We start from the raw sequence: 24,147 nt of genomic DNA on the forward strand, positions 1-24,147 counted from the left end.
TCACTGGGTGCTCCCCCTCGGTACTTTCAGTTCCACTTCTGTGCCCTGTCCGGGGACGGACACCAGCTCGGCGCTGCCGCCGAGTTCGCGCAGCCGGCCCCGGATGGACAGGGCCACGCCCATCCGTCCCTCGCCCTCCGCCTGGTCGAGCCGGCCCGCCGGGATGCCGGGACCGTCGTCGCGGACGGTCACGATCACCTCGTCGCCCCAGTCCTCGACCAGGATCCAGGCGCGGGCCCCCTCGCCCGCGTGCTTGCGCACGTTGTCCAGGGCCGCCCCGACCGCCGCGGCCAGCTCCCGCGCCGCGGGCACCGGCAGCGGTACCGGGGTGCCCGGCTCGGCGAAGCTCACCCGGGAGCCGGCGTGCGGGGCGAGCAGGGTCCGCAGGTCCAGCTCACCCTCGTCGGCCCCCGGCTCCTCGACCTCGTAGGCGGCCGCGAACGCGCCGAGCGACTCGTCGCGGGAGATCCGGGAGGGGCGCGCCAGCCCGCTGGAGACCAGGGTGCGCAGCGCCACCTCCTGCTCCCCCGCCATGCGGCCGAGCTCAGCGGCCTCCCCGCCCAGTTCGGTGCCGCGCCGCTGGACCATGGCGAGGACCTGGAGGACCCCGTCGTGGATGTCGCGGGCCAGGCGTTCGCGCTCGCGGGTGGCCGCCTCGATCTCCAGGGCGCGGGCGAGCGTGGCCTCACTGGCCCGGGCGACCTCGACGACGTAGCCGATCGCGATGGAGGCGACCCAGACCAGCAGCACGTTGTGCAGGGTGTCGCGGGTGGGCTCGCCGCGCTGGACCAGGTTGGCGGCGCCCACGAAGGTGGAGGCGAAACAGGCCCAGCGCCAGCCGCCCTTGAGGGCGAAGGCGAGGACGGCGCCCGCGGTCCAGATGCTGGGGACGGTGGGGCCGCCGGCCGCTATCCGCGCGTGGGTGTCGGCGAGCGGGGTGAGCAGGATCCCGACGCAGGCGACGGTGAGGTCGGCGCCGAGGAACCGCTTGGTGCAGCTGGCGGCGTTCGCCACCTTGGGCAGGGTGAGCAGGGTCCAGGCGCCGAGGACGGCCAGGTAGCAGACGGCGATCCACGGGCGGTCGAACTCCCTGTACGCGGAGGCGAACAGCAGCACGGCGTAGACCGTGGTGAGCAGCCGATAGGCCGTCAGGGCCCGCCACAGCGGCTGCTCGACCGACATGCGGACGACACGCTCGCGCTTCGCCATCTCCCCCACCCCGTACGGGCGGTGCCGCCCGCGTCCTGCTACTTGTCGCTCTCCGCGGCCTTCGCGGCCTTGTCCGCCTCGGCCTTCTCGGCCTTCTCGCTCTTGGCCGCGGCCTTCTCGCCGTCGGCGATCTGGCGCTTGGCGGCCGTCGCGTAGATGTCCGCGTACTCCTGGCCGGACAGCTTCATGATCTCGTACATGACCTCGTCGGTCACCGCCCGGAGGATGAACCGGTCCCCGTCCATGCCCTGGTACCGGCTGAAGTCCAGCGGCTTGCCGATCCTGATACCCGGACGCATCAGCTTCGGAACCACCTTGCCGGGCGGCTGGATCTTCTCGGTGTCGATCATCGCCACGGGGATCACGGGCGCGCCGGTGGCCAGCGCCACGCGCGCCAGGCCGCCCGGCTTGCCGCGGTACAGGCGGCCGTCGGGTGAACGCGTGCCCTCGGGGTAGATACCGAACAGCTCTCCGCGCTCGATGACCTCGATGCCGCTCTTGATCGCGGCCTCGCCCGCCCCGCGCGCACCGGAACGGTCCACCGGGAGCTGTCCGACGCCCTTGAAGAAGGCGGCGGTCAGTCTGCCCTTGATGCCCGGGGAGGTGAAGTACTCCGCCTTCGCGATGAAGGTCACCTTCCGGTCCAGTACGGCCGGGAGGAAGAAGGAGTCGGAGAAGGACAGGTGGTTGCTCGCGAGGATCGCCGGCCCCTCCGCGGGAATGTTCTCGAGGCCCTCCACCCACGGCCTGAAGGCGAGCTTCAGGGAACCGCCGATGGAGAACTTCATTGCGCCGTAGATCAACTCGAAAGCCTTCCTGTGTCTGTCGGACAGACCTTAACCCGTGGCCGCCCCCGCGGCGGCCCGACGACCCTGGTCGGTGCCACCCCCGTCGCGTACGGTGAAGTCACACAGCGCTACGCACCCCCCGTGCCCCCTCGAAGGAGATCCTGGTGCCCGTCCTCCCTGGAGCTGAGCCGTTCCGCCACGAGGGCGGAAAGGTAGGCGTCCTCCTGTGCCACGGCTTCACCGGTTCCCCGCAGTCGCTGCGCCCCTGGGCCGAGTATCTGGCGGCGCGGGGACTGACGGTGTCGCTCCCCCTGCTCCCCGGGCACGGGACCCGCTGGCAGGACATGCAGCTCACGGGCTGGCAGGACTGGTACGCCGAGGTGGACCGCGCACTGCGGGAACTGCTCGACACCTGCGACCGGGTGTTCGTCTTCGGGCTGTCCATGGGCGGTGCGCTGACGCTGCGGCTGGCGGCCAAGCACGGGGAGTCGATCAGCGGGATCGTCCTCGTCAACCCGGTCAACAAGATCCACGACCCGCTGGCCGTGACCCTTCCCGTGGTCAAGCACTTCGTCCGGTCGCGGCCGGGCATCGCGAGCGACATCGCCAAGCCGGGTTCGGAGGAGGTCGGCTACGACCGGGTCCCGACCCGCGCCGCGCACTCCCTGCGGCGGTTCCTGCTGATGCTGGACACCGAACTGCCGCAGGTGACGCAGCCGCTGCTGCTCCTGCACAGCCCTCAGGACCACGTCGTACGGCCGGCCGACTCCGCGCGGATCCTGGCGCGGGTGTCCTCCACGGACGTCACCGAGACCCTGCTGGAACAGAGCTACCACGTCGCGACGTTGGACCATGACGCGGAGCGGATCTTCGCGGACAGTTATGCGTTCGTCGGACGACTGGCGGAGAGCGTGGGCAGGGAGGGGGCGGCCAGCGGTGGCTGAGCACGAGGAGTCCGCGGGGGGTGTCCCTCCGCTGGACGAGGAAGCGGCGTGGGCGGCGATCGTCGCCGGCTACGGCCAGGAACCGGCGGACCCGCCGGGCGCGCGGCCCTTCAGACCGATCGAGAACCTGCTCCTGCCGGAGGAGGACGTGAAGCCGTCCCCGCCGGAGCTCGGTACGGACTCCCCCGCGGACCCGGCGCCGGACTCCGCGCCCGAGGCTCCGTCCGCGACGGCCCTGGGCAGTTCGGTGGTGTTCGCACCGGGCGTGGGCACGGCGGGCCCCCGGGACCACTCCCTGGCGGATCCGGAGGACTCCCCCGCCGCGGCGAAGGACGAGGGCCACTTCGTGCCCCCGGAGCCGGAGCTGCCGGAGGCGGACGCGACGTCGAAGTTCGCGTGGCTGGCGGTGGTGGGCGGGCCGGTCCTGCTGCTGCTGGCGGTGCTGCTCCAGTGGGAGATGACGTGGTGGCTGACGACGCTGGGCGTCGGCGGCTTCCTGGGGGGCTTCGCGACGCTGGTCGCCCGGATGTCGGCGGGCGACGAGGACGATGACGACCCGGGCCGCGGAGCGGTGGTGTAGTCCGAGTCCGCCCTTCCCGACGTGCCGCGCGCAGCGGCGTCCGGTCGCTCGGCCGCAGCTGCCCGCGGGTCGCGGGGGCAGCTGCGGGATCCGCGTCTGCGCTGGTCAGGGCGGTGGCAGGGTTTCCGCATGCCGACGCAGTGCCGTCATGCCAGGCTGAGACGGGGGATCACCGGTCCGGCGCCCGACGGCCGGACGGTGCTGCTGAGCAAGGGAGCCCGACATGGCCAGTGACTCCGCCCGACCCACGGCAGACGACACCCACCCGCGCCCGTGGCACGGGCCCACATCCGGGACCACCGTCTTCGCGGCGGCACTGATGATCTTCGGTGGAGCGATGGCGCTCTTCGAGGGCATCGCCGCCCTCGCCAAGGACGACCTGTTCCTCTCGACGCGTCACTACGTGTTCGAGTTCAGCCTGACGGGATGGGGCTGGGTCCACCTCATCCTGGGCATCGTCATCATCCTCGCGGGCTGCGCCGTACTCACCGGAGCCCTGTGGGGGCGCTTCTTCGGAGTGGTCGTCGCAGGGCTGGGCGCGATCGCCAACTTCCTCTGGATCCCGTACTACCCCGTCTGGGCCACGATCCTGGTCGCGGTCAACATCTTCATCGTCTGGGCGCTGTGCACGGGCATGCACCGAGAGGTCCCCGACGGCCGGGCCGCTTGAATCGAGCGGCGAGCGGCACCTGGCGCGACGGGGCGAACGTTGCCTGACGCGGCACTAGCAGGACGCCGGGAGGCGCAGGGCGGCCAGGACCGGGAGGTGGTCCGTGGCCGCCTCCAGGTCCGCGGGCGTGATGCCCGGCAGGGCGGTGGGGACACCGCACGCGAGGACCTCGACGCCCCGCGACGCGAAGACCGCGTCGATGCGGCGGGGCGGCCCGGACCGGACGAAGGTGTGTTCCCCACCCCAGGAAGACACCGTCCAGCAGTCCTGGAGCTCGGTCCCGAGCCGCCTGAAGGCGGCTCCCCGCGGCCCCTCGTTGATGTCGCCCGCGACGATGGAGTGCGGCGCGTCCGACGACGCGACCCGGTCCAGCAGCAGCCCCGCCTGGGCCTCGCGCTCCTCCCGGTTCAGGGACAGGTGCGCGCTGACCACGGACACCCGCGCCTTCCCGAACCGCACCACCGCCGTCGCGAAACCGCGCCGGTGCAGTCCCGGCGTGAGCGGCAGCAGCACGTCCTCGGTCCGCTCCACGAAGGCCCGTAGGGAGCACAGGAGCAGCGGACCGGCCGCCGTGGCACCGCCCGACAGCACGACCAGGTCGCTCTTCGCCGCCAGCCGGCCCGCGTGCTTGCGCCACCGGAAGAACCGTGGTGCCTCCTGGACGAACACCAGGTCCGGCGCGCACGCGCGGATCACCCGCGCCAGCGCCTCCTCGTCGTCGCGCAGCGAGCGGACGTTGTAGGAGAGCACCCGGATCACGGCGGAACCATCGGCTTCGGTGCGGGAGTTCGGCAGCTCGGCGAGTTCCATACCGGGCAACATAACCGGACTGCCCGCCGTACCCCACAGGGGCGCGGCGGGCAGTCCGACGAGAAACGGGCGGTCGGCCCGGGTGGGGCGGGACGGCCCCGGCGGGCGGCTCAGCCCTGGCGGGCCAGGTCCGCCGCGCCGACCAGGCCGGCCTTGCCGCCCAGCTGCGCCGCGAGGACCTGCGCGTGGGGCCGCCACGCGCCGCCGATCAGCCAGCGCTTGAAGGACTTGCGGATCGGGTCGAGGACCAGGTCGCCCTCGTCCGAGACGCCGCCGCCGACGATGAACGCCGACGGGTCGAAGAGCGAGGCCAGGTCCGCGAGGCCGGCGCCGGCCCAACGGGCCAGCTCGCGGAAGGAGTCGATGGCCACCAGGTCGCCGGCCCGTGCGGCCTCGCTGATGTGCTTGCCCTCGATGCCCTCGGGGGTTCCGTCGCCGAGCGCGAGCAGGATCGCCGCGTTCTCGGGGGTCGCGTTGGCACGCTGCTTGGCGTAGCGGACGAGTGCGCGCCCGGAGGCGTACTGCTCCCAGCAGCCCTGGCTGCCGCATCCGCACAGCAGACCGTCCGGGACGACCCGGATGTGGCCGAACTCGGCGGCGACGCCGAAGCGTCCGCGCCGGAGCTTGTTGCCGATGATGATGCCTCCGCCCAGGCCCGTGCCGAGCGTGATGCAGATGACGTCGTCGTGGCCCTGGCCGGCGCCGAAGCGGTATTCGCCCCAGGCCGCGCAGTTCGCGTCGTTCTCGACGACGACGGGCAGGCCGATGCGCTGCTCGACCTTGTCCTTGAGCGGCTCGTGGCGCCAGTTGATGTTCGGCGCGAAGAGCACGGTCGCGCGCTTGTCGTCCACGTATCCGGCGGCGCCGATGCCCACGGCGTCGATGGCGTGGCTGCTGCCCACCTCGGACACCGCGGCGCAGATCGCGTCCGTCACTCCGTCCGCCGTCGGCGGAGTGGGCACCTTGTACGTCTCCAGGATGGTGCCGTCTTCGTCGACCACGCCGGCCGCGATCTTCGTGCCGCCGATGTCGACGCCGATGGTGAGTCCCATTAGTCCCTCGGTTTCCGGTCAAACCCCGCCGCTGTCAACCGTACCCGAGAGGTGGAGAGGATCAGTCGAGATCGATCCGCTCGGCGGGGCCGTCCGCGCCGCCGTCCTCGCGCCGGTCCGTGCCCGGTGCCGCGCCCCCCTCCGTACCCGCGGAGGCGTCCCGGCCCCGGGCCCCGCCCGCGCGCTCGTCGCGCGTCCAGCGGCGCTCGTGGCCCTCGACGGCGGAGCGGTAGGCGGCGAGCAGCTCGGACCCGGCGGCCGCGAGGTGGTCGAAGACCTCCGGATTGCGCTCGATGACGGGCTGGGCGGCGGTCTTCGCCTGGTTGACGAACTGCCGGACGGCGCCCTGGGCGGCCCCGGTGATCAGCGGGTTGTTCAGCCCGGAGACCTTGTCGGCGACGGCCTCGAACAGCTTGAAGAGCTCCTCGGCGGCGGTTCCGGTACCCGCGCCTGCGCCCGCGTCCCGCGCTCTGCGCCGCTCCTTCTCCGCGGCGAGGTCCTCGGCGCAGGCCTCGGCCCAGGCCTCGTCGTCGACGGGAGCGTCGTGGGGGCGGTCGGTGGCCTCGCTCATGGCGGACTCTCCTGCGGCGGATGCGGGGCGTGCGGTACGGACTACCTTCGACGGTACCCGAACGGTGGTACGGCGTTCAGTGCGTCCGGGGCCACAGACCCGGGTCCGGGGTGAAGCGGATGCGGAGCACGTCCTCGGCCAGGGCGGCGCCGGAGACCGCGCAGCGGCGCAGCGCCGCGGGCAGCGGAACGATCCTGCGGTAGGGGCCCACGGTGAGCAGGAGCTCGTCGCCCCTCCGCACGAGGTCGAGCTCCCGCTTCTCGGCGCGGGGCAGCGGGACGCACCAGAGAAGCACCCCGTCCTCGGCGAGCCGGTCCTCGACGGCCCACTCGGGGCACGGGCGGGGCGGGCCCGCGGCGAAGCCGTCCGTGGCGGCGAGCCCGGCCAGGTCCTGCGGGCCCTGCGGGTCCCGGCCCAGGTGGGGCAGGGTGACCGTGGGGATCCCTGACGTCCCCCACCGCTGCGCGAAGGCGCGCTGCTGGTCGGCGATCCCGGCGACCCAGGGGTCGGCGGAGGTCTGGGGCACCGTGCGGTTCAGGACCAGGTCGCCGATGCCGATCCGGTGCAGGGCCAGGCCGAGCACCCCGGACCGCAGGGCGGAGTCGGCGGCCGGTCCCGGTTCGGCGACCAGGCGGACCCTGGTTCCCGGGGCCTCCACGACGGCCTGGACGGCCGCCAGCTCCTCGTCCCACCGGGCGGCGGCCTCGTAGAGCCACTGCGCGGGCATCGGCACCCCGGCGAGCTGGGCCAGTACGGGGCGCAGCGCGCGGGCGGCCTGGCGTTCCGCGGGGAGCAGCCGGGCGAGGTAGCGGCGCAGCTGGGCGGGGAGCGCGAGGGCGGCGACGGCCTGGTGCAGCGGTGGCATGTCGACGACCACGAGGTCGGTGGCGGGTTCGGCGGCGGCCCGCCGCAGGGCGCGGAGCAGCGCGAACTGTTCGGCGCCGGGGAGCTCGGTGAGCTCGTCGGCGGCCAGGGGGCGGGCTCCGAGCATCCCGAGGAGCGCGGACCCGCGCTCCTGGAGCGCGACGAGTTCCTGGCGGAACTCCTCGCCGGAGTCGATGCGGGCGACGCGCAGGCCGTCGGCCGGGACCGCGGGCTCGGCGGTGAGCAGCAGTACGCGCCGGCCCTGGCGGGCTGCGGCGAGCGCGGTCGCCGTGGCGACGGTGGTTCTCCCCGCCCCTCCGGGGCCGGTGACGAGCAGGGTGGGGGTGTGCATGGTGCTCCTCGCCGCGCGTGCCTGTTCCGAAGTGCGGGTGGCCGGCCCCGGGGGCCGGCTCCCTGCCCCGCCCCTCGGTCAGGCGGCCGCTTCCACGCGCTTCTTCAGGCCCGTCAGCGCGCGGTCGATGATGACCTTCTCCGCCTTGCGCTTGATCATGCCGAGCATCGGGATCTTGACGTCCACGGTCAGCTGGTAGGTGACCTCGGTACGGGTCCCGTCGCCCAGCGGCGCCAGCAGGTACGAGCCGTCCAGCTGCCTGAGCATCTGGGACTTGCTCAGGCTCCAGCTGACCACGTTCTCCCGCGGCCAGGAGTACGCCAGCGTGTGGTCGTCCTTGATCGCGCCCGCGTCCAGCAGCAGGCGGACGAGCGAGGCCCGGCCTTCGGCGTCGGTGGCGAGCACCTCGGCCTCCTTCACCTCGCCGGTCCACTCCGGGTAGCGGGCGAAGTCGGCGATCACGGCCATGACGTCGGCCGGGGACGCCTCGATCGTGATGTTCGAGCTGGTGTGTTCCGCCATCGCGGTCGCTCCTCCGGGCAGGGGGTACGTCCCAGCGGTGGCTGGGGGTGTTCGGGGAAGTGTGCGGACGGCCTGGGCCGCCGCGTGAAGGCTATCGCGCGCACGGACCTCACCACTCCAGGGCCCACGGCCTTCCGGTCGCCGCGAAGTGGCCCACGTTCACGCACTCCGTGGCGCCGATCCGCATCCGCCGGGCCAGCGGCTGGTGGACGTGTCCGAAGAGGGCGTACCGGGGCCGGGTCCGCCGGATCGCGGCGAGCAGCGCCCCGCTCCCGCGCTCGAAACGCCGCGCCACCGTGTCGTAGCAGAGCTCCGGGACCTCCGGCGGGATGTGCGAGCACAGCACGTCCACCTCTCCCAGCGCCTCGACCTTGGCGGCGTACTCCTCCTCGGACACCTCGTACGGCGTCCGCATCGGCGTCGGCAGCCCGCCGCCGACGAAGCCGAAGACCCGTCCCCCGATCTCCGTCCGCTGCCCGTCGAGCACGGTCAGGCCGGGGCCGGCGTACTCGGGCCACAGACCCGGGATGTCGACGTTGCCGTACGTGGCGTACGTCGGCCGGGGGAAGGCGGCGAACATCTCCGCGTACTGGCGGCGCACCGCGCCCTCGACCAGCAGGTCCCGGTCCCGCCCGGTCCACAGCGCCCGGGCGAAGTCGCGGGCCTCCTCGAAACGGCGCGCGGTGCGCAGTTCGACGATGCGGTCGGCGTTCTCGACGCCGAAGAGGTCGGGGAAGATACCGCGCGAGTGGTCGGCGTAGTCGAGGAAGAGGACGAGGTCACCGAGGCAGATCAGCGCGTCGGCGCCCTCCCCGGCCCGCGCGAGGGCCTCGGTGTTCCCGTGGACGTCGCTGACGACATGGACCCGCGTACCGCTCTTCGTGCCACCCATGCCGCCACCCTAGGGGCGCTTGCCCACCACGGGTAGGGGATCCGGCCAGGCGGCCGGACCTGCGGTTACTTCCGAGTCGCAAACGGGGTCGACTACTGTCGACAGCGCACGGCCGTGGCATGTGACGCACGGAACAATCGGCCGGTTCCCTCTATCCGGAACCCACTACCGGTGGGTAACGTCCGGTCGGTCCACATGGTGGCGATGGCGCCCAGAGGAGCAGCAGTCTTGCGCGAGTTCAGCCTTCCGGCTCTGTACGAGGTCCCGTCGGACGGGAACCTCACGGATCTCATCCGCCGCAACGCCGCTCAGCATCCAGACACCGCCGTGATGGGCCGCAAGGTCGACGGCCAGTGGCAGGACGTCAGCGCGAAGCAGTTCCTCGCCGAGGTTCGGGCCGCCGCCAAGGGCCTGATGGCCGCCGGCATCCAGCCGGGCGACCGGGTCGCCCTGATCTCCCGCACCCGCTACGAGTGGGTGCTGATCGACTTCGCGATCTGGAGCGCGGGCGCCGTCACCGTCCCCGTGTACGAGACCAGCTCCCCCGAGCAGATCCAGTGGATCCTCGGCGACTCCGGCGCCGTCGCCGCGATCGTCGAGTCCCCCGGGCACAGCGCGGCCGTGGCCGCGCTGCGCGACCGGCTGCCGGAACTGCGCGAGGTCTGGGAGATCGAGCAGGGCGCCCTCGCGACGCTGGAGAACGCGGGCGTCGGGATCACCGACGCCGAGGCCGACGCGCGCAGCGGCCTGGCCCATGCCGACGACCCGGCCACCATCGTCTACACCTCGGGCACCACCGGCCGCCCCAAGGGCTGCGTGCTGACCCACCGCAACTTCTTCGCCGAGTGCGGCAACGCCGTCGAGCGCCTGAAGCCGCTGTTCAAGACCGGCGAGTGCTCGGTGCTCCTCTTCCTCCCGGCCGCGCACGTCTTCGGGCGCCTGGTCGAGGTGGCAGCGGTGCTGGCGCCGATCCGGCTGGGCTGCGTCCCGGACATCAAGAACCTCACCGACGAGCTGCAGTCCTTCAAACCGACGCTGATCCTCGGCGTCCCGCGCGTCTTCGAGAAGGTCTACAACTCGGCGCGCGCCAAGGCGCAGGCCGACGGCAAGGGCAAGATCTTCGACGCGGCGGCCGAGACGGCGATCGCGTACAGCCGCGCGCTGGACACCCCGCGCGGGCCGTCCTTCGGCCTGAAGCTCAAGCACAAGGTCTTCACCAGGCTGGTCTACAGCAAGCTGCACGCGGTCCTCGGCGGTCGCGGCGAGTACGCGATCTCCGGCGGCGCCCCGCTCGGCGAGCGGCTCGGGCACTTCTTCCGCGGCATCGGCTTCACGGTGCTGGAGGGCTACGGCCTGACCGAGTCCTGCGCGGCGACCACCTTCAACCCGTGGGACAAGCAGAAGATCGGTTCGGTCGGTCAGCCCATGCCCGGCTCCGTGGTGCGCATCGCGGACGACGGCGAGGTGCTGCTGCACGGCGAGCAGATCTTCCAGGGGTACTGGAGGAACGAGACGGCCACCGCCGACGCGCTGACCGACGGCTGGTTCCACACCGGCGACGTCGGCACCCTCGACGAGGACGGCTACCTCACGATCACCGGCCGCAAGAAGGAGCTCATCGTCACGGCGGGCGGCAAGAACGTGGCCCCCGCGGTGATCGAGGACCGCATCCGGGCGCACGCGCTGGTCGCGGAGTGCATGGTCGTCGGCGACGCGCGGCCGTTCGTGGCCGCGCTGGTCACGATCGACGAGGAGTTCCTGGGCCGCTGGGCCGCGGAGCACGGCAAGCCGGCCGGGGTCACGGCCGCGGAGCTGCGCGAGGACGCGGACCTCGTCGCCGCCGTCCAGAAGGCCGTGGACGACGGCAACGCGGCGGTTTCCAAGGCGGAATCGGTGCGGAAATTCCGCATTCTGCCCTCCCAGTTCACGGAGGAGTCGGGCCACATCACGCCTTCGCTGAAGCTGAAGCGGAATGTGGTGGCGAAGGACTTCGCGGACGAGATCGACGCCCTCTACCGGGGCTAGAAGGCCGGCCGGGGATCCTCGGCGAGGACGCGGGTCATGTTCCGTTCCGCAAGCGCGGTGATGGTCACGAACGGGTTCACGCCGAGCGAACCGGGGATCAGCGAACCGTCGGTGACGTACAGGCCCCGGTAGCCCTTGACGCGGCCGAAGTCGTCGGTCGCGTCGCCGAGGACGCAGCCGCCCAGCGGGTGGTAGGTGAAGTTGTCGGCGAAGTTCCTGTTGTCGCCGAAGAGGTCGTACCGGTAGATCGTGAAGTTCGCCCGGTTCAGGCGGTCGAAGAGCTTCTTGGCCGACTGGACCGCCGGGGTGTTCTGGTCCCGGGTCCACTGGAGCTTCGCCGAGTCGCTGGCGGCGTCGTAGGTGAAGCGCCCGCGCTCCGGGTTCCTGGTGATGGCCAGGTACATCGAGATCCAGTGCTCGATGCCCATCGGCAGCGGGGCGATCTCGGCGAAGACCGGGTTCGAGGCGTTGTCCCAGTCGTCGATGCCCAGGGCGGGCATGGTGGCCTGGTTGGCGCCGACGGTGTCCCACAGGTGGTTGGCGCGGGCCGTCATGACGTTCCCGTTGGGACCCCAGCCGAGACCGACCTTGTCGTTCAGGGCGGGCAGCGTGCCGGTCTCGCGGGCGCGCAGCAGGATCTCGGTGGTGCCGAGGCTTCCGGCGCCGAGGAAGAGCTGCGCGCAGCCCAGTTCGCGGACCTGGGTGACGCGGCCGGTGGTGTCGCTGGTCCGGACGGTCAGGACGTAGCCGCCCGCCGGGTCCTGGCGTACGCCGACCACCCGCTGCATGGTCTCGATGGTGACGTTGCCGGTGCCGAGGGCCGCGGCGAGGTAGGTCTTGTCCACGCTCTTCTTGCCGTGGTTGTTGCCGTAGATGACCTCGCCCGCGAGCGCGGACCTGGTGGCGGTGCCCGCGGCCTCGCGCTTCATGTACGCGAAGTCGTAGACGTTGGGGACGAACGTCGTCTTCAGCCCGGCGTTCTGGGCGTGCTTGCGGGAGATCCGGGCGAAGCGGTACCACTCGGTGGACTCGAACCAGGCCGGGTCGATGTCGTTGACGCCGAGCATGGCGCGGGCCCGGGGGTAGTAGGTGCCGTACATCTCGTCGGCGTCCACGCGGGGCATGACCTCGGCGAAGTACGAGCGCTTCGGCGTGGGGGCCATGCCGCCGTTGACCAGGGAGCCGCCGCCGACCCCGCGTCCCACGTACACGGACATGTCCCCGTAGTTCACCCGGTCCAGGACCCCGGGGTACGGGCTGATGTCGCGGTTGACCACGTCCAGCCAGAGGAACTGCGCGAGCGGGGCCTCGGTGCGGTTGCGGTACCACATGGAGCGCTGGTCGGGCGCGGAGGTGGACGGGAAGATCTTCCCGTCGGACCCGGGGGTGTCCCAGAGCCGGCCCATCTCCAGGACGACGGTGCGGACGCCGGCCTGCCCGAGGCGCAGCGCGGCGACGGCCGATCCGTAGCCCGAGCCCACGACGATGGCGGGGGCGTACGTCGCGGCCGCGGGTTCGGCGGCCGCCGCGGACTGCGGACCGATGCGGGTGAAACCGAGGGCGGCCGCGGTCTGGAGGGCGCCGAGACCGAGTAGGTGACGGCGCGTCAGTTTTGGTGTCATGGCCGCATCATGAGCGGGTCCCGCCCAACCAGCCATAACCCGCACTGACACGCTTCTGAGTAACAGTCAGACATGGCTCGACGGTAGGCGGGGCCCGTCCCGGGCCGTGCGAATTGATCGACTCCGCCCGCGATCAGGCCCTCAGGAGCGATAATCCCCCTCCTCGCCGAAGGGGATCCCGGCCACGCGCGACGTGAGCACGCGCTGCGCGCGCGTCCCGCGGGCCCTGCGCGAGCGCGCTACAGCAGCTCGCGCAGGCGCTCCGCCAGCAGGTCCCAGCGCCACTTCTCCTCGACCCAGGCGCGGCCCCGGGCACCCATGCGCTCGCGCAGGTGCGGATCCCGGAGCAGGGCGACGACGCGCTCCGCCGCGTCGTCGGGGGAGCCGCCGGGGACCACCCAGCCCGTCTCGCCGTCCAGCACCGCGTCCGGGGCTCCGCCCGAGTCGCCCGCGACGACGGGCAGACCGGTGGCGGAGGCCTCGAGGTAGACGATGCCCAGGCCCTCGACGTCCAGACCGCCCCGCCGGGTCCGGCAGGGCATCGCGAACACGTCACCCGCGCCGTAGTGGGCGGGCAGTTCCGCCCACGGCACCGCGCCCGTGAAGACCACCGAGCCGGCGACCCCCGTCGAGGCGGCCAGCTTCCGCAGCTCCCCCTCGTAGGGGCCGCCGCCCACCACGAGGAGCACCGCGTCCGCCACCTCCGCCAGGATCCGCGGCATCGCCTCGATCAGCGTGTCCTGTCCCTTGCGGGGGACGAGGCGCGAGACGCACACGATCACCGGCCGGTCCGACAGGCCCAGCCGGGCCCGGACGGCGGCGCCGCCCGATCCCGGGTGGAAGGTCTTCTCGTCCACCCCCGGCGGGAGCTGCTCCATCCGCGCGGCGGCCCGGTCCGTCAGGGCCGGGGCGATCCGTGAACGCGTGTACTCCCCGAGGTAGGTCAGCGTGTCCGTGCCCTCGCCGATCCGCCGCAGCAGCCGGCGCGCCGCCGGCAGCTGCGCCCAGCCCGCCTCGTGCCCGTGCGTGGTCGCCACGATCCGCCGCGCACCGGCCCGGCGCAGCGCGGGTCCCATCAGGCCCAGGGGGGCGGCCGCGCCGAACCACACCGACTCGCAGCCGTGTTCGCGCAGCAGGTCCACCGCCCGCCGGGTCACGCGCGGGGTGGGCAGCAGCATGGTCGCGCGGTCGCGCACGACCTGGAACGGCTGTTCCGCGTCGAAGGCCGCGGTGGCTTCCCTGCCTTCGGCGGAGCGCTTCCAGGTGGAGGCGTAGACGACGACCCGGTCGGGGTCCAGCCGCAGGGCCATGTTGTGGAGGAAGGCCTGGATGCCCCCCGGCCGCGGCGGGAAGTCGTTGGTCACGATCAGCGTCTTGTGCATCGCTTCGCGACCCTACCGGAGCTACCGGAACTCCTGGCGCAGCTCCTGCTGCCAGGCCCGGGTCAGTCCGTCCGTGTCCGTCCCGAGCCCCTCCCCCAGCGCCGCGGGCAGCGAGGTGCGGCCGGCCTCCTCGTAGAGCGTCACGAGCGCGGCGTCCCCCCACCTGCGCGCGATGAGCCCGCAGACCAGCCAGGAGCCCTCGTAGGCCCGCGCCAGCGCCTCCGCGTCCCCGCCGAAGGTGAAGGCCGCGTCGTCGGGCAGGGAGCCCGGCAGGTCGCCCCGGCGCACCGCCCGGGCGAGCGCCGGCGCGGCCTCGGCCGCCGTGCGGACGCCGCCCCGGTACGCCGCCCAGTCCGCGAAGCCCTCGGAGAGCCACAGCGGGGTCTTCGCGGTGGTCGCCGCGCGGGTGGCGACGTGGGTGGTCTCGTGGGTCAGGATGACCTGGCGGCCCTCCGCCGTGAGCCCGCGGTACCCCTCCGGGTTGACCACCACGCGGTCGGCGGGGGCCGGGCCGCCCCCGGTCCGTCCGGTGGTGACGGCGCCCAGGCCCCGGTACTCGTCGGCCGGGCGGCCCAGCAGCGCCGCCATCGCGTCCAGCGACCCGGGGACCAGCACCACCACCCGACCCGCCCACGGGCGCGGCCAGGCGGCGCTCACCGCGGGCACCGCCGCGTCCGCCTCGGCGGCGACGGCGGACAGCGCCTCGGGGCTCTGGCCCGGGCCGCCGAGCACCAGGGCGTGCGCCCCGCGCTCCACGGTCACCGGGCCCTGGTCCCACAGCTGCGGCGGGGCGCCGGGCGCGGGCCGGTCGGCGGTCACCGTCCAGGCTCCGCCCCCGTCGCCGGAGGCGGCGGGAGCGCCCGGGCCGTCGGCGGCGCGCCGGGTGAGCTCGACCTCGCGGGCCGAACCGGCGGGGGCCGCGTCGTAGCCGGTGAGGCGGTAGCGCAGCTCGGCGCGCGCGAAGGCCCGTACGCCGTCCTCGCGGACCGAGGAGACCTCGTACGACCAGTCCTCCAGCGGGATCGCCGCGAGAGGGGCGGGCGGGGCCGCCGACCAGGCGGCGACGGCCCGGCGGACCGCCCGCTCCGTGGCGGAGACGGCCGGCGCGGAAACGGAACCCGAAGCGGAACCGGCGCCGGAGCCCGGGGCGCAGCCCGCGAGCGGTACGGACAGCAGCAGCGCCAGCGCCGGGGCCAGCGCGCGTGCGCACGGACGGCGGCGCCCGGGAAGGGGGCGCGGGCGGTGGAGGCGGGGACGGTCCTGACCCGGGAACATCAGCCGATCGTACGCAGAACGCCCTTCAGGGCCGGGTCACCGAGGACACCGGCATCATCCCGACCGGGTCGTAGCGCACCCGCGCCCCCGGGTACGGGGCGTGCACCACCTGGCCGTTGCCCACGTACATGCCCACGTGGCTGGCGTCGGAGCGGTACGTCACGAGGTCCCCGGGCCGCGCCTGCGAGAGCGGCACCTGCCGCCCCGCGTGGCGCTGCGCCTGCGAGGTCCGTGGCAGCGAGACGCCGGCCTGGCGGTAGGACCACACCATCAGCCCGGAGCAGTCGAACCCGGAGGGGCCGGTGGAACCCCACACGTACGGCCGTCCGACCGCCGAGCGGGCCGCCATGACGGCGGTCGCGGCGCGGCCCGAGGAGGGGCCGAGCGAATCCGGGACGGACAGGTCCGGCAGGGCGTCGGGGCGGCCGCCGGAACGCGAGGCGCGCTCGAAGTCGGCGCGCTCCCCGGTGGGCATGGCGTTCAGCAGCCTGCGGGCGGCGGCGAGCTTCGCGGTGACGGCCCGCTTCTCCCGCGCCACGTCGGCGCGCAGCACGTCGAGTTCGGCGAGCTTGCGGGAGGCCTCCTCGCGCTCCTGGCCGAGCCGGCGCTGCTCGGAACGCAGTTCGTCGAGCTGCCGGGCCTGACGGCCGGTCAGCCGGTCGAGGGCGGACGCCCTGGCGAGGTACTCGTCGGGGTCGTCGGAGAGCATCAGCTCGACCGCGGGGTCGATTCCGCCGGCCCGGTACTGGGCTCCGGCGTAGGTCCCGAGGATCCCGCGCATGGTGTTGATGCGGTCCTGGCCGCGGGCCACGGCGTCCTGGACGCGGCCGACTTCGGTCCGGAGCCGGTCGGCCTTCTCGCCCGCCCGGTTGTAGCGCTCGGTGGCCTGTTCGGCCTCCTCGAAGAGCTGGTCGACCTGGGCGCGGGCGCCCGCGGAGGGCTCCTGCGGCAGACCGGGTGCCGCGCTCGCCGGTGCGCCCGTCAGGGCGACCGCGGCGCTCGCCGCCGCGGCGGTGAGGACGGTGACCTTCGTGTTCCGGTCGAGGACGCTGGGCCCGGACCGGCGATGGGACGCCACGTGAAACCGCTCCCTTCCGCTGCGCGGGCCCCGGGTCCGCCCTCCGTGGACGGCCGTGTGCCGGGGTTCCGCGCTGGCAGACAGTAACCGCGCCGCGACGCACCGGCCAACGGCCTCCGGCGGGCACACACAGTGACGCCCCACCGGAGACGCAGGTCACCGGCGGGGCGTGTGGTCAGAGCGGGGCCTCGGAATTCGCCCGGATGGGCGGTGTGCGGCGTGCCCTGTGGGGTGCGGGGGCGTCAGCTGCCGACGCGGACCCCGTAGGCGAATCCGCTGAGGGAGCCGTACAGGATGCCGGCGCTCGGGTTGGCGGCGTGGAAGACCTTGCCGTTGCCCGCGTAGAGCCCGACGTGCTGGAGGTTGGAGTAGAAGACGAGGTCACCGGGCTGGAGCTCGCTCAGGCTGACCTTCGGGCCTTCCTTGACCTGGTCGAAGGTGGTGCGCCCGATGGTGATCCCGGCCTGCCGGTAGGCCCACTGCGTGAGGCCGGAGCAGTCGAACGCGTTCGGGCCGGTGCCGCCGCGGACGTAGGTCCCGCCGTTCTTGGTCACGGCGGCCCGCAGTGCGTCCGCGGCCCGGCCGGAGCCCTTGACGTTGCTGAGCTCGGCCTGCTCGGACGCGCTGCCGCCCGCCTTCTTGGCCTCCTCCTTGAGCTGCGCGCGCTCCTGCGCGGTCAGCGTGTTGAGGAGGGCCTGGGCCTCGGCGAGCTTGTCCGTCGAGATCTTCTTCTTCTCGGCCAGTTCCTTGCGGGTGGCGTCGAGGTCGGTGAGCTTGCCGGCGGCCTCCTGGCGCTGCTGCGCGAGGCTGCGCTGCTTGGCCTGGATCTTCTGGACCGCCTCGACCTGCTTGCCGCTCAACTGCTCCAGCGTGGAGGCCTTGTCGAGGTAGTTGTCGGGGTCGGCGGAGAGGAACAGCGCGAGGGACTGGTCCATGCCGCCGGTGCGGTACTGGGCGTTGGCCATCGAACCGAGGGTGCCGCGCAGGGTGTTGAGCTCGCCCTGGCCGCGGGCCACCTGGTCCTGGAGCTGGCCGATCTCCTTCTCGAGGCTGTCCTGGCGCGTCTGGGCGCCGTTGAGCTTCTCGGTGGCCTGCTCCGCCTCTTCGTAGAGGGCGTCGACCTTGCTCTTGACCTCGTCCTTGCTCGGCTTGGCCGGCGCCGCGTTGGCGGCCTGGCCCGAGAGGACCACGGCGGCGGCCGCGGTGACGGTGAGCACGGTCACGCGAGTGCGGGTCGGCTGCTTGGGTCGACGGTGGGACGCCACGAAGGCGAGCTCCTTCTTCCTAGAGCCGCCGAAGAACGCAGCTCGGCGACACCTCCGCTATCACCCCGAATGAGTGAACTACCGCACGAAGGTTTGACCTGACCCTAGTGACCCAGCTGTGATCAGTTCAAATCCTGCCGGGAAAAAAGTTGGCCCCCGACCAGCTTCTTTACCTACAGTGCACGCTGCGTGCAGACGACTTGACGGTCCGTCCCCCCGAACACATGCCAATTCCGGCATTCGGGCCAGCAGTTACGAAACGCGCGAAAGCCGCTTCAGAAGCAAGGCGGACGTCACCGGCCGCGCCCCGGCCTTCGCCACCCCGTCGGCGACCTCGCGGTCCGTGGAGACCACGACCACCGGCCGGCCCGGCGGCTCCGCGCGCACCAGCTGGCGGATCAGCTCGTCCGCCGTCACGCCCGCCTTCGAGAACAGCACCCGCACCCCGCGCGGCGGCGCGAGCAGCACCGGGGCCGCCAGCTCGGCCCCGTCGAAGACGCAGGTCATCTCGGCGCCCGTCTGCGCGGCGAGCATCGACAGCCCGCCCAGCAGCCGCAGCCGCTGCTTCTCCAGCGGCATCGTCGGATACCCGGTCTTGGTCACGTTGTAGCCGTCGACCACCAGATGGGCCTGAGGCAGCGCCAGCAGCTGGTCCAGCAGCGCCGGGTCGGTCTCCGACAGGGCGCGCGCCGCGATGTCCTTGGGGGTCATCCGGCCCGGTTCCACCGCCTCCACCGTGTCCGCGGGCCGGGTGGAGACCGGCGGCAGCGCCAGCTCGCGGCGCAGCCCCGCCGCGGCGTCCAGCACGGTGTCCAGCAGCAGCCGCAGCCGCATGTCCTCGATGCTGCGGCCCTCGCGGGTGGCCCGGCGCGAGGTCTCGAGCGCCGTCTCCACCTCCGCGAGGCGGGACCTGAGCCGCCGGGTCTCGCTCTCGGCGGCGGCGACCCGCGCGGCCGCGTCGCCGCGGATCCCGTCGATCTCGGCGTTGATCTTGCGCAGGGCGGCGTCGCCCCGCTTCACGTCGCTGAGGGCGCTGCGCAGTTTGCGCTGAAGCGATTCCGCTTCCTTGCGGGCCGTCTCCAGCTCCGCCCGCACCTGGTCGCCGCCGGCCCGCTGCAGTTCCCGTACGTGGGCCAGCTCCTCGCGGAGCCGGTCCCTCTCGCGACGGCTCTCCTCGCCGATCCGCTCGGCGTCGGCGCGCTGCGCCTCCTCGCCCGCGGCGGCCACCAGCTTGACCCAGCCGGCCGGTCGCAGGACGTACGCGGCGGCCGCCACGTCCAGCGGATCGGCGGCGGCGGGCGGGGCGCCCGACTCCAGCGCCCCGGCCAGGTCGGTGTGCGCCTCGCGGAACTTCTCGGCGACCCGGCCCCGGAAGACGGGGTCGCCCTCCACGGCCGCGGCCATGGCGGTGCCGGCGAACTTGGCGCGCCGGGTCGGGGTGAAACGGGCGTACTGGCGCAGCTGCGCCGGCAGGTCCGCGACCGTCAGACCGCCGAAGGCGTCCGACACGAGCGCGACGACCCGGCGCCGCACGCCTTCCGGCAGCGGGCGGTCGAGCACCTCGGCGGCGTCGTCGGCCGCGTCGGCCGGCTCAGCACCGCTTGCTGGCTCCACAATCCGTCACCCCTACCGTCATTCACCTGCGGGCGGGGCTCCCTCAGGAGTCCGCGCCCGGCCTGTCCACGAGCTCGATCTGGTCCACCGCGTTGCACCAGCGGCAGCGCACCGACTCGATGGTCTCATTGACCACCTCGCGCTCCTCGACCTTGGGCTCCCCGGCGAGGTCCAGGTGGACGTACTCCACGACCTTCGACGAGCGGGTGACGTCGAAGCGCGTGAGGTTGCCGCACAGGGTGCAGCGCCACCGGGTGGTGTCGGTCGGCTGGGGAACCGTCATCGGGCCGTTCTCTCCTTCTGTCTTTTACGCGAACGTACGTACGGAGGCGGGTGCGGGCGCGCACACGCGGACGTGCGTAGCTCGTAACCCTACGGCCTGCCGCGCCCGCGGGTGGGCCCGGCTGGGTCATGCTCGATCACATGATCGTGAAGTGGCAGGCCGTACGCGAGGCCGCGCGGGGCCCGGTGATCACCCACACGCTGATCGCCGGCTGCTGCCTGGTGTTCCTGCTGAGCCCCGCGTCGGGGCTGAACCCGGTCTACGGGACGGGCGAGCGGCTGCTGGAGACGGGCACCGCGTACTTCCGGCGCTGGGGCGTGGTGCCCGACGAGCTGTTCGCCGGCTCCGGCCGGGCCCTGCTGACCCCGCTGACGGCCCTGTTCGTCCACGGCAGCTGGCTGCACCTGATGGGCAACCTGCTCTTCCTCCACGTCTTCGGCGCGATGACGGAGCGGCGCATGGGCCGGGCGAATTTCCTCTGCTTCTACGTCTGTACGGGCTACCTGGCCCTGGCGGCGTACGCGGCGGCCAACGCCTCCTCGGACCAGACCCTGGTCGGCGCGTCCGGGGCGATCTCGGCGGTCCTGGGCGCCTTCCTGTGCCTCTTTCCCGGGGCCCGGGTGACGAGTCTGTTCCCGTTCCTGTTCTTCCTCCCGCTGCGCTTCCCGGCGTGGATCGTCCTGCTGTTCTGGTTCGCCCTGCAGTGGTTCGCGGCGCAGCGGGCGGAAAGCGGCCCGGGAGTCGCCTATCTGGCGCACGTGGTGGGCTTCTCCGTGGGCTTCCTCTACGCGTGGGTGCGGTACCGGCGTGGGACTAGAGTGAGGCGACCTGTGACTGCCGGCGAGGGAGACAGCCAACCGTGATCACCGCGATCGTGCTCATCAAGACCAGCGTGGACCGGATCCCCGAGATCGCCGAGGCCATCGCGGCGCTGGAGAACGTCAGCGAGGTCTACTCCGTCACCGGTACGTACGACCTGATCGCGCTGGTGCGCGTGGCCCGTCACGAGGCGCTGGCCGATGTCATCCCGGGCCGCATCAGCAAGATCCCGGGCGTGGAGGGCACGGACACGCACGTGGCGTTCCGTACCTACTCCCAGCACGACCTGGAAGCGGCGTTCGCGATCGGCCTGGACGCGTAGGGCCTGGCCGGCCGGGACGGGGACGGGCCGGCCAGGCCCCCGGCCCCGTCCTGGCCGGCGGCAGGTGTCCGTGTTCGCCGTGTACAGCGGCCCGGGGACGCCGCGCCAGTCCCGCTGCTCCCACCCGTCGGGGGCCGGCAGGGACCAGTCCCGGCCGACGAGGACGCCCTGCCACAAGGGCAGCGGCTCGCCGAGCATGGCGCGGAGCGTCGGTACCGGGTCCCCGTACGTCATGATCCGCAGCCTGTCAGACGGCCGGGACGCAGCGGCCCTCTTCGGTGCGGTACTGCCACTTCGCGCCGTCCGCCACGAGCTCCTTGACGGCGCGGACGAACCGCTCGACGTGTTCGTCGGGGGTGCCGGCGCCGAAGCTGACGCGGATCGCGTTCAGCGAGCGCTCCCCCGGCGCCGTCTCCGGGGCTCCGCACTCGCCCTGGGCCTGCGGCTCGCTGCCGAGCAGGGTGCGCACCAGCGGGTGGGCGCAGAACAGGCCGTCGCGGACGCCGATGCCGTACTCGGCGGAGAGCGCGGCCGCGAAGTGGGAGCTGTTCCAGCCGTCCACCACGAAGGAGATGACGCCCACGCGGGGGGCGCCGTCGCCGAAGAGGGACAGGACGCGGACCGCGGGGACCTCGGCGAGACCCGCGCGGACCCTGGCGATGAGCTGCCGTTCGCGGGCCACCAGGTTCTCGAAGCCGGCCTCGTTCAGCGCCTTGCAGGCGGAGGCGATGGAATACACGCCGATGACGTTCGGGGAGCCGGCCTCGTGGCGCGCGGCCGTGGTGTGCCACTCGACGTCCACGCCGCCGTCCTCGCGGCGGGCGACCTTGCGGGAGGCTCCGCCGCCGGCGAGGTACGGCTCGGCCTCCTGGAGCCAGTCCGCGCGGCCGGCGAGCACGCCCGAGCCGAAGGGCGCGTAGAGCTTGTGACCGGAGAAGGCCACCCAGTCCACGTCGAGCTCCCGCACGGAGACGGGGTGGTGCGGGGCCAGCTGGGCGGCGTCCAGGACGATGCGCGCGCCGTGCGCGTGGGCGGCGGCGGCGAGTTCCTTCACCGGCCACAGCTCACCGGTGACGTTGGACGCGCCGGTGACGCACACGAGGGCGGGGCCGTAGGGGTCGCGGTCGGCGAGCGCCCGCTCCAGGGTGGCGACGGCCTCGTCCGGGGTGCGCGGGGCGTTGAGGTAGGTGACCCGCGCGTTCGTCCAGGGCAGCAGCGAGGCGTGGTGCTCGGTCTCGAAGACGAAGACCTGGCAGCCTGCCGGGATCACGGCGGCGAGCAGGTTGAGGGAGTCGGTGGTGGACCGGGTGAAGACCACCTGGTCGCCGGGGCGGCAGTCGAGGAACTCGGCGACCGTGACCCGGCTCTGCTCGAACAGGTCGGTGGAGAGCTGCGAGAGGTAGCCGGCGCCGCGGTGCACGCTGCCGTAGTACGGGGCGTACGCGGCCACGTCGTCCCAGACGCGCTGCAGGGCGGGGGTACTCGCCGCGTAGTCGAGGGCGGCGTAGGTGACCTCGCCGCCGGTGACGAGGGGGACGGTCACCTCACGGCCGAGGACCGCCAGCGGCTCGGCACAGGCGGGGTCGACGGAGACGGAGACGGCGACGTCGGCCGTGGCGGTGGCGGTGGCGGTGGCGGACTTCAGAGCAGCGGAGTTCAGGGCAGCGGACATGGCGGAATCTCCCGGCAGGCAGGTCTGAATGGCTTCGGTGTGCCCGTACGCGGGTACGACTCGGCTCGGCGGCCGGGGACCGGGGTACGGGAAGTCCTCGGACGGCTCCGGGTGCACGGAAGTGACCCTTGGTCCGAGGGTGGAAGAGGGGGCTGAGTCGCCCTATCGCATTCGCTTGCTCACGGAAACGCTCCTCGAGAGACCAGGACCCCTGGTGTCGAGGGATCCGCGCTTGCCGTAGGCCTTGCTGCCTACGACCTGGTCATCACCCGGGGCACCCCGCCACGGAAGGAGGGTTGCCGGACAGCAAGCCGGGGCCTAAACGCTGTCACTCGTGACCTGTTCAGCATCCTGCCACACGATCCCCCCGGCGCGGGACCCCGGTCCGAATGGCGGACCGGGGCCGTGGCGCGAAACGATCAGTCGGAATCAGGCGCTCCGGGGGGCCCGGAGCCACCGGACCGCTCCTACGCGTTGCTCGCCGCCACCCAGCGCTCCAGCGCCGCCAGCGCCGCACCCGAGTCGACCGACTGGGCCGCACGGGCGACTCCGGCCGCGAGCTGCTCCTCCAAGGTGCCCGTACCCGGGTCCAGTGCCACCAGGGCCGCCGCCGAGTTCAGCAGGACCGCGTCGCGGACCGGTCCGGTCTCCCCGGCCAGCAGGCGGCGGGCCACGTCCGCGTTGAACGCGGGGTCCCCGCCGCCCAGCGCGGACACGTCCACCAGGGAGATGCCCACGTCGCGCGGGTCGAAGGACTGCTCGGAGACCTTCCCGTCGCGCACCCACCACACCCGTGAGGTGGCGGTCGTGGTCAGCTCGTCCAGACCGTCGTCACCGCGGAACACCAGCGCGGACGAGCCCCGCTCGGCGAGCACGCCCGCCACGATCGGGGCCACCCGGGCATCGGCGACACCGGTGGCCTGGGCCCGCACCCGGGCCGGATTGGTCAGCGGGCCGAGGAAGTTGAAGGTGGTGCGGATGCCCAGTTCCTTGCGCGCGGCCGCCACGTGCCGCAGCGCGGGGTGGAACTTCACGGCGAAGCAGAAGGTGATCCCGGCCTCCTCCGCGACCCGCACGACCCGCTCGGGGGTGAGGTTGAGGTTGACGCCGAGCTGCTCGAGGACGTCCGAGGACCCGCTCGCGGAGGACGCGGCCCGGTTGCCGTGCTTGACCACCTTCGCCCCCGTGCCGGCCACCACGAGCGCCGACATCGTGGAGATATTCACCGTCTTGGCCCCGTCGCCGCCCGTGCCGACGATGTCCACCGTCCGGCCCGGCACCTCGATCAGGTTGGCGTGGCCGTACATGGCCCGCACCAGGCCGTTGATCTCCGCGACCGTCTCGCCCTTGGCCCGCAGCGCGACCGCGAAACCGGCGATCTGGGCGTCGGTGGCCTCTCCGCGCATGATCCGGTCCATCGCCCAGGCCGTGTCGTCGGCGCTGAGGTCCCGGCCGGTCAGCAGGGCGTCGAGGAGGCCCGGCCAGCCGCGGGCCGCCACGCTGTCGCCGCCTGCCGGGGTCACAACGTTCATGGTC

23 protein-coding genes and 1 riboswitch are annotated in these 24,147 nt (G+C 73.0%); of the genes, 6 read left to right on the plus strand and 17 right to left on the minus strand.

All coding sequences use genetic code 11. The features are described from left to right. Together ABZY44_RS15805 and ABZY44_RS15810 are read right to left on the minus strand one after the other, a co-directional pair. Positions 1–1,209 carry a DUF5931 domain-containing protein gene (locus ABZY44_RS15805; protein ID WP_356653983.1) on the minus strand — a complete coding sequence of 403 codons (1,209 nt, stop codon included), beginning with the start codon at positions 1,207–1,209 and terminating at the stop codon, positions 1–3. 38 nt (positions 1,210–1,247) lie between these two features. After that, on the minus strand, positions 1,248–1,997 hold the full coding sequence (locus ABZY44_RS15810; protein WP_356654090.1) for a lysophospholipid acyltransferase family protein: 750 nt from the start codon (positions 1,995–1,997) through the stop codon (positions 1,248–1,250). Positions 1,998–2,161: 164 nt separating this feature from the next. Here ABZY44_RS15810 and ABZY44_RS15815 point away from each other — a divergent pair, with 164 nt between their 5' ends. The 3 genes from ABZY44_RS15815 (at position 2,162) to ABZY44_RS15825 (ending at position 4,191) form a co-directional block, all read left to right on the plus strand. Next, the gene (locus ABZY44_RS15815) at positions 2,162–2,941 is read left to right on the plus strand and encodes an alpha/beta fold hydrolase (RefSeq protein ID WP_356653985.1); all 780 of its coding nucleotides are present in this window, start codon (positions 2,162–2,164) and stop codon (positions 2,939–2,941) included. Further along, positions 2,934–3,521, plus strand: a complete 588-nt coding sequence (locus tag ABZY44_RS15820; protein WP_356653987.1) for a hypothetical protein — start codon at positions 2,934–2,936, stop codon at positions 3,519–3,521. The genes ABZY44_RS15815 and ABZY44_RS15820 overlap by 8 nt, the downstream gene beginning before the upstream one ends. 319 nt (positions 3,522–3,840) lie before the next feature. Continuing rightward, positions 3,841–4,191 (plus strand): hypothetical protein, encoded by a 351-nt coding sequence (locus ABZY44_RS15825; RefSeq protein ID WP_356654092.1) that lies wholly within the window; start codon positions 3,841–3,843, stop codon positions 4,189–4,191. Between the two features lie 54 nt (positions 4,192–4,245). Here the strand turns inward: ABZY44_RS15825 and ABZY44_RS15830 are convergent, their stop codons facing one another. The 6 genes from ABZY44_RS15830 to ABZY44_RS15855 form a co-directional block, all read right to left on the minus strand. After that, positions 4,246–5,001 carry an endonuclease/exonuclease/phosphatase family protein gene (locus ABZY44_RS15830; RefSeq protein ID WP_356653989.1) on the minus strand — a complete coding sequence of 252 codons (756 nt, stop codon included), beginning with the start codon at positions 4,999–5,001 and terminating at the stop codon, positions 4,246–4,248. A 110-nt stretch (positions 5,002–5,111) separates the two neighbouring features. Then, positions 5,112–6,053 (minus strand): ROK family glucokinase, encoded by a 942-nt coding sequence (locus tag ABZY44_RS15835; protein ID WP_356653991.1) that lies wholly within the window; start codon positions 6,051–6,053, stop codon positions 5,112–5,114. Between the two features lie 61 nt (positions 6,054–6,114). Then, positions 6,115–6,624 carry a DUF5304 domain-containing protein gene (locus ABZY44_RS15840; RefSeq protein ID WP_356653993.1) on the minus strand — a complete coding sequence of 170 codons (510 nt, stop codon included), beginning with the start codon at positions 6,622–6,624 and terminating at the stop codon, positions 6,115–6,117. A gap of 76 nt (positions 6,625–6,700) precedes the next feature. Continuing rightward, positions 6,701–7,840 carry an ArsA-related P-loop ATPase gene (locus ABZY44_RS15845; protein ID WP_356653995.1) on the minus strand — a complete coding sequence of 380 codons (1,140 nt, stop codon included), beginning with the start codon at positions 7,838–7,840 and terminating at the stop codon, positions 6,701–6,703. A 78-nt stretch (positions 7,841–7,918) separates the two neighbouring features. Then, complete coding sequence (locus tag ABZY44_RS15850; RefSeq protein ID WP_356653997.1) at positions 7,919–8,362, minus strand: SRPBCC family protein; 444 nt, start codon at positions 8,360–8,362, stop codon at positions 7,919–7,921. Between the two features lie 109 nt (positions 8,363–8,471). Then, the gene (locus tag ABZY44_RS15855) at positions 8,472–9,254 is read right to left on the minus strand and encodes a metallophosphoesterase (RefSeq protein ID WP_356653999.1); all 783 of its coding nucleotides are present in this window, start codon (positions 9,252–9,254) and stop codon (positions 8,472–8,474) included. A 228-nt stretch (positions 9,255–9,482) separates the two neighbouring features. On the opposite strand from ABZY44_RS15855, the gene ABZY44_RS15860 reads away from it, so the two are divergent. Continuing rightward, the gene (locus ABZY44_RS15860) at positions 9,483–11,279 is read left to right on the plus strand and encodes an AMP-dependent synthetase/ligase (protein WP_356654001.1); all 1,797 of its coding nucleotides are present in this window, start codon (positions 9,483–9,485) and stop codon (positions 11,277–11,279) included. Here the strand turns inward: ABZY44_RS15860 and ABZY44_RS15865 are convergent. The 7 genes from ABZY44_RS15865 to ABZY44_RS15895 all read right to left on the minus strand — a co-directional run bounded on the left by ABZY44_RS15865 (position 11,276) and on the right by ABZY44_RS15895 (position 19,798). After that, entirely contained in the window at positions 11,276–12,901 is a 1,626-nt protein-coding gene (locus tag ABZY44_RS15865) for a GMC oxidoreductase (RefSeq protein WP_356654003.1), read from the minus strand. The two genes, ABZY44_RS15860 and ABZY44_RS15865, sit on opposite strands and share 4 nt — an antisense overlap. 239 nt (positions 12,902–13,140) lie before the next feature. Beyond that, positions 13,141–14,283 carry a glycosyltransferase family 4 protein gene (locus ABZY44_RS15870; protein ID WP_356654005.1) on the minus strand — a complete coding sequence of 381 codons (1,143 nt, stop codon included), beginning with the start codon at positions 14,281–14,283 and terminating at the stop codon, positions 13,141–13,143. A gap of 21 nt (positions 14,284–14,304) precedes the next feature. Then, entirely contained in the window at positions 14,305–15,558 is a 1,254-nt protein-coding gene (locus ABZY44_RS15875; RefSeq protein ID WP_356654007.1) for a hypothetical protein, read from the minus strand. A 25-nt stretch (positions 15,559–15,583) separates the two neighbouring features. Further along, positions 15,584–16,636: an NlpC/P60 family protein gene (locus ABZY44_RS15880; RefSeq protein WP_356654009.1), complete on the minus strand. Its 1,053-nt coding sequence runs from the start codon at positions 16,634–16,636 to the stop codon at positions 15,584–15,586. A gap of 242 nt (positions 16,637–16,878) precedes the next feature. After that, the gene (locus ABZY44_RS15885; protein ID WP_356654011.1) at positions 16,879–17,901 is read right to left on the minus strand and encodes an NlpC/P60 family protein; all 1,023 of its coding nucleotides are present in this window, start codon (positions 17,899–17,901) and stop codon (positions 16,879–16,881) included. A 252-nt stretch (positions 17,902–18,153) separates the two neighbouring features. Further along, positions 18,154–19,518: an NYN domain-containing protein gene (locus tag ABZY44_RS15890; RefSeq protein ID WP_356654094.1), complete on the minus strand. Its 1,365-nt coding sequence runs from the start codon at positions 19,516–19,518 to the stop codon at positions 18,154–18,156. A 40-nt stretch (positions 19,519–19,558) separates the two neighbouring features. Then, complete coding sequence (locus ABZY44_RS15895) at positions 19,559–19,798, minus strand: hypothetical protein (RefSeq protein ID WP_215027827.1); 240 nt, start codon at positions 19,796–19,798, stop codon at positions 19,559–19,561. Positions 19,799–19,938: 140 nt separating this feature from the next. On the opposite strand from ABZY44_RS15895, the gene ABZY44_RS15900 reads away from it, so the two are divergent. Next, entirely contained in the window at positions 19,939–20,661 is a 723-nt protein-coding gene (locus ABZY44_RS15900) for a rhomboid family intramembrane serine protease (protein WP_356654013.1), read from the plus strand. Continuing rightward, the gene (locus tag ABZY44_RS15905) at positions 20,658–20,939 is read left to right on the plus strand and encodes an Lrp/AsnC ligand binding domain-containing protein (protein WP_356654015.1); all 282 of its coding nucleotides are present in this window, start codon (positions 20,658–20,660) and stop codon (positions 20,937–20,939) included. The genes ABZY44_RS15900 and ABZY44_RS15905 overlap by 4 nt, the downstream gene beginning before the upstream one ends. Positions 20,940–21,186: 247 nt before the next feature. Here ABZY44_RS15905 and ABZY44_RS15910 read toward each other — a convergent pair whose 3' ends face one another. Together ABZY44_RS15910 and trpD are read right to left on the minus strand one after the other, a co-directional pair. Then, positions 21,187–22,611 carry an aminotransferase class V-fold PLP-dependent enzyme gene (locus ABZY44_RS15910; RefSeq protein ID WP_356654017.1) on the minus strand — a complete coding sequence of 475 codons (1,425 nt, stop codon included), beginning with the start codon at positions 22,609–22,611 and terminating at the stop codon, positions 21,187–21,189. Between the two features lie 223 nt (positions 22,612–22,834). Further along, positions 22,835–22,951, minus strand: a riboswitch (SAM riboswitch). A gap of 127 nt (positions 22,952–23,078) precedes the next feature. Then, positions 23,079–24,143, minus strand: coding sequence for an anthranilate phosphoribosyltransferase (trpD, locus tag ABZY44_RS15915; RefSeq protein WP_356654019.1), 1,065 nt, complete (start codon positions 24,141–24,143; stop codon positions 23,079–23,081). Between the last annotated feature and the right edge of the window lie 4 nt (positions 24,144–24,147).

The organism is Streptomyces sp. NPDC006544 (assembly GCF_040611715.1).
In the GTDB taxonomy this organism is placed as follows: domain Bacteria; phylum Actinomycetota; class Actinomycetes; order Streptomycetales; family Streptomycetaceae; genus Streptomyces.